This is a genomic window from Streptomyces sp. 12E, from assembly GCF_055633275.1.
This window is the reverse complement of sequence record NZ_JBVNCJ010000001.1, coordinates 6,362,893-6,376,188: the sequence shown is the minus strand read 5'-3', so window position 1 is coordinate 6,376,188 and position 13,296 is coordinate 6,362,893. Positions and strand designations below refer to the sequence as shown.

Below are 13,296 nucleotides of genomic sequence, written 5' to 3'. Positions count from 1 at the left end.
GTCGTGATCACCACCGTACGGAAAGGCCTTCCCTCATGTCCGACCTGCTGCGCGCCCCCGCCGAGATCAAGTACGCCGAGGAGCTCGACTGGCTGGAGTCGATCGACGACAACCCCAAGCCGTTCTCGTGGCGGCTGTCCCCGAAGATGGTCCGGCTGTTCATCCTCGGCTCCGAGCGGGCCGACGGGCTGGACCGGGAGGTGGCGCAGAAGTGGTTCGGCGACCGCAGCTTCGTGGAGCGGTCGATCGTCACGCTCGCCTCCGACCGCGGTCTGCTGCTCATCGGCGACCCCGGCACCGGTAAGAGCTGGCTGGCCGAGCTGCTGTCCGCGGCGATCTGCCGCAACTCCACGCTGGTGGTGCAGGGCACGGCCGGCACCACCGAGGACCACATCAAGTACTCGTGGAACGTGTCGATGGTCATCGCCAAGGGCCAGTCGCGGGAGTCGATGATCCCCTCGCCGATCATGACCGCGATGGAGGCCGGCGCCATCGGCCGTTTCGAGGAGCTGACCCGGTCCACGAGCGACGTCCAGGACGCGCTGATCTCGATCCTGTCCGAGAAGTACATCTCCGTCCCCGAGCTGGAGAGCGGCGGCGGTGACGACAACATCGTCTTCGCCAAGCCCGGCTTCTCGATCATCGCCACGGCCAACAGCCGCGACCGGGGCGTCAACGACCTCTCCTCCGCGCTCAAGCGCCGCTTCAACTTCGTGCGCATCCCCGTGGTGACGAACAAGAAGAGCGAGGCGGAGATCGTCCGCTTCCGCACCGAGGAGCTGCTGCGCCGGCACTCGATCGACCTGGACGTGCCGCCGACCCTGCTGGACGTGCTGCTGCAGAGCTTCGCCGACCTGCGGGCGTCCGCCGCGGCGGCCGGCAGCGACGACGAGAAGCTGGAGTCCGCGCTGTCGACGGCCGAGCAGATCGGTGTGCTGGAGGACGCCGTGCTGCACGGCAACTTCTTCGGTGAGCGCACCCTGACCGCCCGCGCCCTCGCCTCCTCGCTGGTCGGCTCGCTCACCCGGCGCGAGCCCGAGGACCTGGCCATCCTCAACAAGTACCTGCACGGTGTCGTCGAGCCGCGCAGCAAGGAGGAGGGCGGCTCCTGGCCCGAGTTCCTCGAGGGCGGCCGCGACGCGATCGCCACCCTGTCATGAGCGGGCCTCGGGAGAACACGTCGTTCGCCGCGCTGCGCGGTCAGCTCCAGGAGGCGGCAGCCGAGTTCGCGGGCGGGCCGGACGCCCTGGAGGGCATCCTGCTCGGCATGGTCGACGACGTCGACCGGGCGGTGCGCGAGCCGCTGGAGATCTTCCCCGTCTGCCACCACTCCCCCGCCTCGGCGCTCGCCATGGCCCGCCGGCTGCGCGAGAAGCAGCCCAAGGTGGTGTACCTGGAGCTGTGCGAGGACATGGCGCCGCTCCTGACCGAGCTGCGCAACTGCCGGCTGCCGGTGGCGGTGCAGGCGTTCGCCGGCGACGTCGACGGCTTCCCGGCCGACTGGGCCCCGCTGTCGGTGGTGGCGCCGATCACGGAGGCGTCCGCCGAGTACCAGGCGATCGCGTACGCCCTGGACACGCCGGGCGTGGAGCTGGTCCTCGTCGACCGGTCCTCGGACCACGTGTTCCAGTGGGACAGGAGGGACGAGCCGGCCGAGGAGGCGACCGGGGCTCCGCAGGAGGACGGGACCGCGCTGCACGGTGAGGCCGTCGGCGTCGGGATCGGCGACCTGCGGCCCCGGTTCGCCGATCTGGAGGAGCACCTGCTGCGCCACGGCAAGGTGCGGCACTGGTCGGAGTGGTGGCACCAGTACGTCGAGGTCCCGCTCGGGGACAGCGACCACGACACCTACCGCCAGGTCATGTTCCTCATCGGCAGCCTGTTCCGGCGGCTCGCCCCCGGAGAGGGGTCCCGGCTCCGGGTGGACGAGGACCGCGAGCGGTACATGTGGACCCGGATGCGCGAGCACCTGGCGGCGAGCGGCACGGACCCGGAGGACTGCCTGTACGTGTGCGGGGCGTTCCACGCGGCCAGCCGGGTCGAGGAGTTCGGCGTGCACGGCAGCGCGGACACCTTCACCGTCTCCCCGCGCACCGCCACCACCTGGCAGTACGGGCTGATCCCGTCCAGCCACGCGGCGATCGAGGCGCAGTTCGGCCTCGCCGCGGGCTCGGTGTCGATCGCGGCGACGGAGTGGGCGAAGGGCCTGAGGCGGACCCGGGTGAAGCCGTACGTACTGGAGGGGCAGGCCGGAAAGAGGAAGCCCGCCGGCAGGCAGGCGGCCGTCGTCCCGGCCGCGCCGCCCGGGGCCGCCGCGGACAAGCTGTCCGGCTTCCTGCGCCGGCCGCCCGTGCTCGACGGGCTCGACGAGGCCGAGCTGCTCGGCTGGTCGGTGGAGATCGTGCGCGCGGCCCGGCGAGGCGGCTACCTCGCCTCCACCGCCGACGCCATCGCCGTCTTCGAGACGTCGATCCTGCTCGCCGGCATGCGGGACCGGGCCAAGCCGACGCCGTACGACTTCCAGGACGCGGCGGTCACCTGCATCGAGAAGGACAGCGTCCCGGGGCGGCGGGACGTGCGGCGCCTCGTCGAGATCATGATGGGCGGCGACCGGATCGGCCGGGTCGGGTACGACTCGCTGCCGCCGCTCGCCCGCGACGTGTACGACCGGCTCGCCCCGCTGGAGCTGAAGCTCGAGCAGCGCGGGGTGCGCCGGGCGCTGCTGGACATGGCCTCCCGGCCGGAACTGCGGGCGTGCTCCGACGTGCTGTGGATGCTGCGGCGCCTGCTGCCGCAGGGCGCGGCGCGGCCGATCATGGGTGAGCGGCGGCTCGGCGAGCGGTCGATCCAGGAGTCGTGGGACCTGGCGCTCGGGACGCACCAGCGGGCGCTGATCGAGCTGGGCTACGAGGGCGTGAGCCTGGAGCAGGTCCTGGAGCAGCGGCTGCGGCGCGAGGCGTACGGGCCGCAGGCGACCACGGCGACGGTGCTGGCGGCGGTCGAGGACACGCTCCTGTACCTGGGCGGCCGCCGGCTCGCCGACGAGCTCGGCACGCACGCGCTGAAGGTGCTCGCCGCCGAGCGCAGTGTCGACGGGGCGCCGGAGGTGCTGCGCCGGGTGCGTGCGCTGCTGGCTTACCACCGCACCAACGAGCCGGTGCTGCCGGGATGGATCGAGTCGTTCGTCAAGACCGGCTACGCCCACTACTGCACGCTGCTGCCGACGGCGTTCCGGGACGAGGACGCGACGGTGGGGCAGGTCGCGGCGATGCTCGGCTTCCTGTTCTCCATGGAGAGCCTGGCGCTGTCGCTGGGCTGCGACCGGACCCAGCTGGAGCTCGCGGTCGCCCAGTCCCACCCCGACGACCCGGCGAAGACGGCGCTGCTGTGGGCGGCGCAGGTGCAGCTGGGCACCCTGTCCCGGGCCGAGCTGCGGGTGCGGTGCGACGAGCTGCTGGACAACCCGCTGGTGGTGCCCGCCTACCCGCGCTACCTGAGCGGCTTCGTGCACGCGCTGGAGCCCGTGCCGGGGCTGGCGGACGTGGTCGTGGAGGCGGTGTCGAACGCGTTCGGCCGGCTCCCGGACCCGGTGCTGCTGCCGTGGCTGCCGCTGTTGATCACCACCCTGCGCTCCGGCGCGGCGGACCTCGCCCCGCTGATGGTCCGCGAGGCGGGACGGATCTTCCCGGGCCGGCTGGCAAAGCTGGACACGTGGGTGCCGCCGTGGCGGATGCCGGAGACGGATCCGTTCGCCGCCAGGCCCGTGGCCGCCGTCCCCCGCGGCGCGGCACTGCTCACGGCGCACCCGGCGACGTGCGACGCGGTGGCCGACCTGCTGGGCTGCACGCAGGGGTGGGCGCGATCCGGTACCCCGTTGCCGTCGGGTGCGGCGCTGCTGGCCGCGCACCCGGCGACGTGCGACGCGGTCGCGGGGCTGCTGGGCTGCGACGGCGGCTGGGTGACGGCGGCCGGTCCGTCTCCGGCGGGCACCGTGCTGACGGCCCGGCACCCGGCGACGGCCGGGGCCCTGGAGTCGCTGCTCGCCGCCAAGTGACGGCGGTGGCCGGGTCCCCGTCCGGGACCCGGCCATCCGGGCGCGTCACCCGTTCGCCGGCCCCTCAGCGAGGGGCGGGGGCCTGTGCGGTGCGCCGTACGCCGACGGCGGCGAGCACGGCGCCCACCACGCACAGCACGCCGGTGACGAGCACGGCGCTGTGGACCCCGTTCATGAAGGCCTGGCCGCTGCCCTCGACGACCGCGGCCCCCAGCCGGCCGGGCATGTCCGCGGAGACCGGGGAGACGCCCATCGCCACCGCGTCCTTGGCCTCCGCCAGGCCCTGCGCCACGGGGGCGGGCACTCCGGCGGCGGTCAGTTCCGCGTGGAGCGTCGAGCCGACACGGCTGCTGATCAGTGAGACGAGGACGGAGGTGCCGAGCGCGCCGCCGATCTGCAGCGAGGTGGCCTGCAGACCGCCGGCGACGCCGGCGTCCTTGACGGGGGCGTTGCCGACGATGGCGTCGGAGGAGGCCGCCATCACCATGCCGACGCCCAGGCCGAGGGCGATGAACGGCGGCCACAGCGCACCGTAGGAGGAGTGCGCGTCCCAGGTGAGCATCCAGAAGGACGCGGCGGCCTGGAGGGCCATGCCCAGCGGCATCGACAGCCGCGCGCCGAAGCGCTCGGTGAGCGCGGCGCCGATCGGCGAGGCGACGACGGAGGCGAGGCTGAGCGGCAGGGTGCGCACACCGGCCTCGACGGGGGTGAAGCCGCGGACGTTCTGCAGGTACAACATCACGAAGAAGATCACGCCGAGCAGGACGAAGAAGTTGACGGCGGTGATGACCGTGCCGATCGTCAGCGCGGGGCTGCGGAACATGCGCATGGGAAGCAGCGGGTGCTCGACGCGCGTCTCGTACCAGCCGAAGGCCAGCAGGATCACGATGCCCGCGGTGATGGTGCCCAGGGTGCCGGCGGAGGTCCAGCCCCAGGTCTCGCCCTTGACCACGCCGAAGACGACCGCGAGCAGTCCGAGTGCCAGCAGGACGACGCCGGGGATGTCGAAGCGGTGGTGACCGGCGGGGTTCTTGCTCTGCGGCAGGACGAGCGCGCTGAACACGAGCGCGGCGACGCCGATGGGGGCGTTGATGTAGAAGACCGACTCCCAGTTGACGTGTTCGACGAGCAGGCCGCCGACGATGGGGCCGAGCGCGGTCGACACGGACGACACCATCGCCCAGATGCCCACGGCCATGCCGAACTTCTTCGGCGGGAAGACCGCCCGCAGCATTCCCAGGGTGTTGGGCATGAGCAGGGCTCCGAAGAAGCCCTGCAGGGCGCGGAAGGCGATGACGCCCTCGATCGAGCCGGCCAGGCCGATCGCCACGGAGGCCACCGTGAAGCCGGCGACGCCGATCAGGTAGTACGTGCGCCGGCCGAAGCGGTCGCCCAGCTTGCCGCCGAGGATCAGCGCGGCGGCCAGGGCGAGGAGATAGGAGTTGGTGACCCACTGCAGATCGGCGGTGGACGCGTCGAGGTCGCGTCCGATCTCGGGGTTGGCGATGGACACGACGCTGCCGTCGAGCCCGACCATGAACAGGCCGAAGGCGACGGCGATCAGGGTCAGCCACGGATTGCTCCGGCGGCCGCGCCGGACGCCGTCGGGGGTGTCGGCGGACAGGGGTGAGTGATCCACGGCGGTGGAGGACATGAAGGTGATTCCCGGGTGCTCGGAGAACAGGTGACGGCGCCCGCCGGGCCGGATCGGCCGGGCGGGTTCCGCGGTGTTGCCGTCAGTGGGCGGGGTGGAGACGCCTCGCGAGGTTGCTCAGAGCGGCGAGAGCCGATCCGATGGCGTCGAGATCCCCGTCGGTGAGGGTGTGCAGCGCCTCGATGACGTAACCGTGCCTGAGGTCGTCCACCCGGGCCAGGTCCTGCCGTGCCCGTACCGTCAGGTGCAGGTGCGCCACCCGCTTGTCGCGGGTGTCCTGCCGGCGTTCCAGCAGTCCCTGCCGGGTCATCTGTGAGACCAGGGCACTGACGTTGTTCGGCTTCATCAGCATCATGTCGGCGGCTTCGCGTACGGCGATGCCGTCGCGCTCCGCGACGAGCCGCAGCAGCGCCAGCTGCCCCTCGGGGGGCCTGGGGATCGCGGCGTCCTGGGCGAGGCGCCGGTCCACCGCCCGGTTCAGCGTCGGCAGGAGCGCCGTCAGCGCACGGGCTACGTGGCTGAGGTCCTGGTCGGACGCGCGGGAACCGGGCATCCCCTCACCTTAGTACGTCTTCATACCTATGACCAAATATCCTTCCTGTCCGCCCGGACGGGGCGGCGCCCCGACCTGGACCGGCCCGCTCGACGAACCCCAGCCGTAACAGGCGGGCAGGGGCTCCGGACCGGAAGGACGGCGACGAGCGTCGAGCGCGTCCTCTTCGAGATGTCCGCGTCGTTCCGCCCTCCGCGGCGGGACGTGCCGTACCACCCCCGGTTCCGGGGCCGGGCGACGCGGGCCTCCGTGACGACGGCCGCGGACGCGCCGCGCCACCGGCGCCCGCGCGGTCCGGCCGGGAGCCGGACCGGCGTCTCCGGAGGGAACGCCTAGCCGACCCGCTGCATCGCCTTCCGGTGCCGCTGCGCCATCGTGGCCCCGGACTCCCGGCGGGCCATCCTGCGCAGGACGGACGGCGCGAGGAGCAACCCGGCGGCCGTCCAGGCGCCCAGCACGCCCACCGTCTCCAGATACCGCCAGGACGCGCCGACCTCGGCGGCGACCGCCTCGGCCGGCAGCAGTGCGGCCCGCAGGCCGAGGCCGAGCCAGTACACGGGGAAGACCTGCCCCACGATCTGCAGCCACTCGGGCAGCTCCGTCAGCGGGAAGTAGACGCCGGAGATCACGATCAGCCCCATCACCGGAAGCATCATCAGGTTGACGGTGCGCGGGCTGTCGACGAGCGAGCCGATGACGGCGCCCATGGGCAGGGTCGCCAGGAGGCCCAGCGGCACCACCCACACCAGCGTCAGCAGCGCTCCGCCGCCCTGCCGGGCGACCCCGTCCACCAGGAACACGCCGACGACGAAGGGGAGCGCCATGGAGACGAGGGCCGTGCCCGACACCATGACGATCTTGCCGACCAGGTGGCCGACCATGCCGTGGGGCACGGCCTTGGCCCGCAGCAGCGTGCCGTCCTCGCGCTCGGTCGCGAGCAGCTGTGCCATGGTCATCACCCCGGTGAACGCGAGCGTCATGCCCACCATGCTCGGCAGCATGAACGCGCCGGCCGAGATGCCCGCGCCCTCCAGCCGGTCGTCCCCGGCCAGGAACAGCGGCACCATGAGCAGGACCGTCCAGAGCACGTACCCGAACACGTCCTGGCCCGAGGTGAAGGTCTGCCGGAGTTCCGTCCCGCCGCGCCGCACCCCCAGCCTCGCCGCGTACCACACCGGACTCATCGCGGTCCCTCCTCGAAAGCCCGTGCCGCCCGCTCGCCGGGGCCGCTTCCCGTCTCCAGCTCCCGCACCATCGTCAGGTAGGTGTCCTCCAGGCTCGCCCGGCGCACCTCGAGACCGCCGATCGCCTCACCGTGCTCCTCGAACAACCGGCGGACGAACCGGGTGGGTTCGGCCGTGGCCCGCTCGAAGGGCCGCCCGTCCCGGGTCCAGCGCACGGTGGCCTCCCCCGACACCTGCCGGGACAGCTCCTCGGCCGAGCCGTCGGCGACGATCCGGCCACCGGCCAGGATGAGGATCCGGTCGGCGAGCTTCTCCGCCTCGGCGAGGTCGTGCGTGGTCAGCAGGACGGTGGTCCGCTCGTCCGCGAGCCCGCGCACCAGGCCGTGGAACTCGTTCCTGGCCTCCGGGTCCAGGCCGGCGGTCGGCTCGTCCAGGAACAGCGTCTCGGGCTTGCCCACGATGCCGACGGCCACGTCGAGACGTCTGCGCTGGCCGCCCGACAGGGTGCCGATCCGCTTGTCCGCCTGCGCGGTCAGTCCCACCGCGGCGATGAGTTCGTCGGTGTCCCACGGCCGTTGGACGAGGGCGGTGGAGTACGGCGCGTAGTACGAGCCGAGGTGGGCCAGCAGCTCCCGCACCCGCCACTTGCCGTGGTCGCGCCAGGACTGCAGCACGATGCCCAGGCGCGCACGCCACCGCTCGCCCCCGCGGGCCGGGTCCGTGCCGAGGACGGTCACGTCACCGGCCGATCGCATCCGGAAGCCTTCCAGGACCTCGATCGTGGTGGTCTTGCCCGCCCCGTTCGGGCCGAGCAGCACGAGGACCTCGCCCCGCCGGGCCGTGAAGTCCACGCCCTTCAGCACCTCGTGGTCGCGGTAACGCATCCGCAGGCCCCGTACGTCGATGACCGTGTCGCTCTCCGGCGGCGGACTGCTCCCCGCTCCGGACGAAGCGTGAGCGGTCGTCATCGGTGTTCCCCCGTCCGTCTCGTGAACCGTCCCCCGGAACCGGGGACCGGAGGCCCGGCCGGCGTCCCCGGTCATGGGACGTGTCCACGGCCGTGACCGGCCGTCACCGCCCGGCAGCGGCCCTTCCGGCCTCCTCTTGACGAACACATTACCGAACGGCTCGAGCGCCTCGTGCGCTCCCACCGGCCCGGCGAACCCTCCCTGCCACCGCACTGGTTCGAGTTCCCGCCCCGGCGGACGGGCCACCGGTGCTCCACGGGGCGGGAAGGGCGGGGCCGGGGTTTCAGCGCTTCCGGTCCCCCAGGGCCGCGGCGACCGTCAGCACGGTGCCGGCGAGAAGCGGCGTCGTCATCGCGGCGAACAGCCATCCGGGCACGTCCGGGTCGGACGTGGAACGCCACAGCACTCCGCAGCCCGTGAGCATGGTGAGGCCGATGCACGTGTTGAACAGCAACAGGGTCCGAGCGATCCGGCGTGCCGACGCACGGCTGCCGGGCCTGTTGAGCACGGACGAGGGCGACCCGGTGGCGAACGACGGCCCGTCCGCGTCCGGCAGTTCGTCGCGCGGCGTCATGCGCAGGGTCAGCTCGGCGCAGCCGGCCATCAGCACCGTCATGCCCGCGTACACGAAGACCAGGACGAACGCGCTGCCGATCGACCGGTCCGTCCAGGCGTCCACTCCGCCGGCGCCGATGTGCTCCGGTATCCGCTCCGGCAGGTGGGGGTAGCGGACCGCACCCCAGACGCCCATGGCGGCGAGGAGGACGACGTTGGGGAGCAGCCAGAACCGGAGCGGGAGGGAAAGCACCATGGCGCCGGTCATCCGGCGGGACGCGAGAAGGCGGGCACGGCAAAAGCCTCGCAGCGTCCCGGCTCGTGGGCAACCGGGTTCCCGGCCGGCGCCCTACCCGCCGTGGGCGATCTGGATCAGGTTGCCGCAGGTGTCGTCCAGCACCGCGGTGGTGACCGGGCCCATCTCCAGCGGCTCCTGGGTGAAGCGCACCCCGAGTCCGCGCAGCCGGCCGAACTCCGCCCGTACGTCGTCCACGGCGAAGGACGCGGCCGGGATGCCGTCCTGGACCAGCGCCGCCCTGTACGGCCGCACGGCGGGATGGCCGGAGGGCTCGAGCAGCAGTTCCGTCCCGTCGGGGTCCTCCGGCGAGACCACGGTCAGCCACCGGTCCGCGCCCATCGGGACGTCGTTCTTCTTCACGAAGCCCAGCACGTCGGTGTAGAAGCGCAGGGCCTTCTCCTGGTCGTCGACGAAGACGCTGGTGAGGTGGATCCTCATGGGGTGCCCTCCGGGGGGTCGGGCCTGAGCCATCGGGTGACGATGTGCTCGAGGGGTTCGGTGTTCAGGTCGTGGAACTTGTAGCGGCCCTGGCGCCTGGAGACGACCAGACCCGCGGATTCCAGCACGGCCAGGTGCTGGCTGATCGCCTGGCGGGACAGCCCCAGGCCGTACTTGGTCACCAGCCGCGCGCATATCTCGAACAGGGTCTGGCCGTCCCGTTCCACCAGCTCGTCGAGGATGCGGCGGCGGGTGGGGTCGGCCAACGCCTTGAAGACGTCCTCCTCCACGGCCACCAGCATAGGCAAGTGATGACTTGCCTATCAAGGCGAGGGCCGCCCCGGCCCGGAAGGGATCGCACGCGCACCGCGTTTGAAAGCGATCTGACGGTAAAGACGGTGCACTGACAGAAGCTTTATACGACGAGGTAGGAGACCTTTTTCATGGGCATCATCGCTTGGATCCTCATCGGCCTGCTCGCGGGCTTCATCGCCAAGGCTCTGATGCCGGGCAAGGACCCCGGCGGCGTCATCATCACGATGCTCATCGGCATCGCGGGCGGTCTCCTCGGCGGCTGGCTCGGCAAGGTGATCTTCAACGTCGACTCCATCGACGGCTTCTTCGACCTGTCCACCTGGATCGCCGCCATCGTCGGCTCCGTCATCCTCCTCTTCCTCTACCGCCTGATCACCGGCAACCGCCACTCCCACCGTCACGCCTGACCCGGCGCCCGCACCGCACGGAACGGCTCCTCGCCCCACGGGGCGAGGAGCCGTTCGCCTTCCGCTCCGGGAAAGCGGCCGGCACCGCTACGGCCGGTGCTTCGGCAGGCGCGCCGCCACCGGCAGCGCCAGTGCCATCAGGCCCGCCCCGCACAGCAGCGTCGCGCGGAACGCGTCCGTCGCCGTCAGCAGCGAAGCCACCAGCGCCGTGCCGGCGGAGGCCGCCACCTGGGAGACGATGTTCAGCGCCGTACTGCCGGCGGCCACCTCGGCGCCCACCAGGCCGCGTGTGGCGAAGGCCATGACGGGCATGTTCGTCATGCCGACCCCGGTGCCCATGACGGCGAGGGAGGCGACCAGGCTCCAGTACGGGGCGTCGGAGCCGGCCTGGACGGCGAAGGCGAGGAAGCCCGCGACGGCGACCAGGACGCCGGGGACGACGATCGCGCGCGGCGCCACCCGGTCCGAGATCCGGCTGGAGATCTGCATCACCGTGCCGCTGCACAGGAACTGGGGAACCATCAGCAGTCCGGTCTGGGTGGCGGACAGGCCGCGCTCCTGCTGCCAGTACAGCGGTACGAGCACCATCGAGCCGAAGTACGCGGCCGAGAACGGCACCATGGTCGCCACCGCACGGCCGACCGGCCCCCTCCGCAGCAGTCTCAGGTCGAGCAGGGGGTGGTCCGCCCGCAGCGCCCGCACGGCGAAGACGGCCACCAGCGCCGCACCGGCGACGACCGGGACGGCCGCCCCCGGAGTGCCGAAGCCGCCGCGTTCGCCGCCCAGCGTCAGCCCGTACAGCAGGGCGGCCAGGCCCGGGGAGAGGGTCAGCAGTCCGGCCAGGTCCAGCGGGCGGCCGGTCCGCTCGTCGTCGTCGCGCATGACCCGGGCGCCGAGCAGCAGGGCGAGGGCGCCGACCGGAACGTTGACGAAGAAGATCCAGCGCCAGGACAGCGCGTCGGTGAGGACGCCGCCGAGGACCGGACCCGCCATCGGACCGACGAGGACCGGGATGCCGAGGACGCCCATCATCGTGCCCTTGCGTTCCGGCGGGGCGGCGCGCAGGACGACCGTCATCGCGACGGGCACGATCATGCCGCCGCCGAGCCCCTGCAGCACGCGGAACACGATCAGCGAACCCGCGTTCCAGGCCAGCCCGGTGAGCCCCGAGCCGAGCGTGAAGAGCGCGACGGCGGTGAGGAAGACCCGCTTGGCGCCGTACCGGCCCACCGCCCACGCGGTGACCGGGATGACGGTCGCCAGCGCCAGCGAGTAGCCGGTCACCGTCCACTGGACGACGGACAGGGGCGCGTCGAAGGCGTGCGCCAGGTGGTCCAGGGCGACGTTGACGATGGTCATGTCGAGCACCGTCATGAACGAACCGAGCACCATGACGCCCGCGAGGGCCAGGACGTGCCGGGGGACGGCGGGCAGGGGCGGTCCCCCGCTGCCGCCGCTCTCCCCGGTCCGCGCCGGGAGGGCGGTGCTCATCGCTCCCCGTACGGGGCACGCTCGCGCCCCGCCCGCAGCGTCCGCCCCCACCAGACCAGCTGGTCCAGCATCGCCTTGCCCGCTCCTTCGGGTATCCCGGGCCGCAGCAGCGAGCCGTCCTCGGCGAAGTTCTCCCACGCGTTGTGGAAGCTCACCGTGTCCCGCACCGTGACGGCGTGCAGTTCGGCGAAGACCAGCCGCAGTTGCTCGACCGCGCGCAGACCGCCGGCCAGGCCCCCGTAGGAGACGAAGCCGACCGGCTTGGCCTGCCACTGGGTGTAGTGCAGGTCGATGGCGTTCTTCAGGGGCGCGGGAAAGCTGTGGTTGTACTCGGGGGTGATCACGACGAAGGCGTCGGCCGCCGCCAGGCGCTCCGTGACCTCGGCGGCCTCCGGGTGGGCCTGGGGGGAGACGACGTCGGGCAGGCGGTGCTCGGCCAGGTCGACGGGGTCCAGGTCGAGGTCGTCGTACTGGGCGGCGAACCGCAGGAACCAGTCGGCGACGACGGGGGCGAAGCGGCCCTCGCGGGTCGAGCCGATCAGGACGGCGACGCGCAGGGGGTCGTCCGCCCGGAGACCGCTCGAGGGGACACCGGCCGTGCGGGAGGCGTGCGAACGCGCGGAGGACGCTGATGAGTTGGTCATGCCGAGAAAGTACAACGCTCATGGCAATGAATGCAACGACCGTTGTACTTCTCCTGGTCCGGATACCGTGACCGGTGACAGGAAGGGGCAGGACGCGTGAGACAAGGGCTGGCGGAGAAGCGGCAGGCGATCGTGCGGGGAGCGCGCCGCGTCTTCGGGCGCGACGGCTACACCCGCGCCGGCATGGACTCCATCGCCAAGGAGGCCGGGGTCTCCACCCGCACGATCTACAACCACTTCCCGGAGGGGAAGGCGCAGCTCTTCCGCGTCGTCGTGGTGGAGGGCTCGGAGGAGGTCGTGCGGTCCCACCTGGACGCCGTGGACCGGCGGCTCCACAAGGTCACGGACCTGGAGGCCGACCTCGTCGGCTTCGCGCACGCCTGGATGTCGCCGATGCACCGGTACCACGACCACTTCGCCGTCGTACGGCAGCTGCGGGCCGAGGTCGGCCACATCCCGCGGGAGTTCCTGGACGCCTGGCGCGCCGCCGGCCCCGACCGCGCCCTCAAGGGGGTGGCGGACCGCTTCCGCGAACTGGCCGAGGACGGGCTGCTCGACGCCCCGGACCCGGAGCGCGCCGCGAGCCACTTCCTGCAGCTGACCGCCGGCGAGATCGGCGACCGCACCTACCAGGGGGGCCTGCCCCTTCCGGACGAGGAGCGGGACGAGCTGATCGCGTCCGGGGTGCGCGCGTTCCTGCGGGGGTACGAACGGCGCTGAGACCGCACGCGTACG

Annotated in this window: 13 protein-coding genes; 4 read left to right on the top strand and 9 right to left on the bottom strand. The window is 72.3% G+C overall.

What is annotated here, in order from left to right:
* Positions 1-35: 35 nt before the first annotated feature.
* Together ACZ8ZB_RS29300 and ACZ8ZB_RS29295 are read left to right on the top strand one after the other, a co-directional pair.
* Complete coding sequence (locus ACZ8ZB_RS29300; protein WP_351995926.1) at positions 36-1,160, top strand: ATP-binding protein; 1,125 nt, start codon at positions 36-38, stop codon at positions 1,158-1,160.
* Positions 1,157-4,054: a DUF5682 family protein gene (locus ACZ8ZB_RS29295; RefSeq protein ID WP_470740619.1), complete on the top strand. Its 2,898-nt coding sequence runs from the start codon at positions 1,157-1,159 to the stop codon at positions 4,052-4,054. Before ACZ8ZB_RS29300 ends, ACZ8ZB_RS29295 begins: the two co-directional genes overlap by 4 nt.
* A 64-nt stretch (positions 4,055-4,118) precedes the next feature.
* On the opposite strand, the gene ACZ8ZB_RS29290 is transcribed toward ACZ8ZB_RS29295, so the two are convergent.
* From ACZ8ZB_RS29290 to ACZ8ZB_RS29260, 7 genes are all read right to left on the bottom strand, one after another.
* A complete protein-coding gene (locus ACZ8ZB_RS29290) occupies positions 4,119-5,708 on the bottom strand; it encodes an MFS transporter (protein ID WP_470740618.1) in 1,590 nt (529 codons plus the stop codon).
* An 82-nt stretch (positions 5,709-5,790) separates the two neighbouring features.
* Positions 5,791-6,261, bottom strand: a complete 471-nt coding sequence (locus ACZ8ZB_RS29285; RefSeq protein ID WP_470740617.1) for a MarR family winged helix-turn-helix transcriptional regulator — start codon at positions 6,259-6,261, stop codon at positions 5,791-5,793.
* A 332-nt stretch (positions 6,262-6,593) separates the two neighbouring features.
* Complete coding sequence (locus ACZ8ZB_RS29280) at positions 6,594-7,445, bottom strand: ABC transporter permease (RefSeq protein WP_470740616.1); 852 nt, start codon at positions 7,443-7,445, stop codon at positions 6,594-6,596.
* Positions 7,442-8,413, bottom strand: a complete 972-nt coding sequence (locus ACZ8ZB_RS29275; protein WP_470740615.1) for an ABC transporter ATP-binding protein — start codon at positions 8,411-8,413, stop codon at positions 7,442-7,444. The genes ACZ8ZB_RS29280 and ACZ8ZB_RS29275 overlap by 4 nt, the downstream gene beginning before the upstream one ends.
* A 283-nt stretch (positions 8,414-8,696) precedes the next feature.
* Positions 8,697-9,224 (bottom strand): DUF1648 domain-containing protein, encoded by a 528-nt coding sequence (locus tag ACZ8ZB_RS29270; protein ID WP_470740614.1) that lies wholly within the window; start codon positions 9,222-9,224, stop codon positions 8,697-8,699.
* A gap of 93 nt (positions 9,225-9,317) precedes the next feature.
* On the bottom strand, positions 9,318-9,704 hold the full coding sequence (locus ACZ8ZB_RS29265; protein ID WP_470740613.1) for a VOC family protein: 387 nt from the start codon (positions 9,702-9,704) through the stop codon (positions 9,318-9,320).
* The gene (locus ACZ8ZB_RS29260; protein ID WP_217130857.1) at positions 9,701-9,994 is read right to left on the bottom strand and encodes an ArsR/SmtB family transcription factor; all 294 of its coding nucleotides are present in this window, start codon (positions 9,992-9,994) and stop codon (positions 9,701-9,703) included. The genes ACZ8ZB_RS29265 and ACZ8ZB_RS29260 overlap by 4 nt, the downstream gene beginning before the upstream one ends.
* A 153-nt stretch (positions 9,995-10,147) precedes the next feature.
* On the opposite strand from ACZ8ZB_RS29260, the gene ACZ8ZB_RS29255 reads away from it, so the two are divergent.
* Positions 10,148-10,426 (top strand): GlsB/YeaQ/YmgE family stress response membrane protein, encoded by a 279-nt coding sequence (locus ACZ8ZB_RS29255; protein WP_470740612.1) that lies wholly within the window; start codon positions 10,148-10,150, stop codon positions 10,424-10,426.
* 87 nt (positions 10,427-10,513) lie between these two features.
* Here the strand turns inward: ACZ8ZB_RS29255 and ACZ8ZB_RS29250 are convergent, their stop codons facing one another.
* Both ACZ8ZB_RS29250 and ACZ8ZB_RS29245 read right to left on the bottom strand, forming a co-directional pair.
* Positions 10,514-11,917, bottom strand: coding sequence for a DHA2 family efflux MFS transporter permease subunit (locus ACZ8ZB_RS29250; RefSeq protein WP_470740611.1), 1,404 nt, complete (start codon positions 11,915-11,917; stop codon positions 10,514-10,516).
* The gene (locus ACZ8ZB_RS29245) at positions 11,914-12,561 is read right to left on the bottom strand and encodes an NADPH-dependent FMN reductase (RefSeq protein WP_470740610.1); all 648 of its coding nucleotides are present in this window, start codon (positions 12,559-12,561) and stop codon (positions 11,914-11,916) included. Before ACZ8ZB_RS29245 ends, ACZ8ZB_RS29250 begins: the two co-directional genes overlap by 4 nt.
* A gap of 96 nt (positions 12,562-12,657) precedes the next feature.
* Between ACZ8ZB_RS29245 and ACZ8ZB_RS29240 the strand changes: the two genes are divergently transcribed.
* Positions 12,658-13,281, top strand: coding sequence for a TetR/AcrR family transcriptional regulator (locus ACZ8ZB_RS29240; protein ID WP_470740609.1), 624 nt, complete (start codon positions 12,658-12,660; stop codon positions 13,279-13,281).
* Positions 13,282-13,296 lie beyond the last annotated feature (15 nt).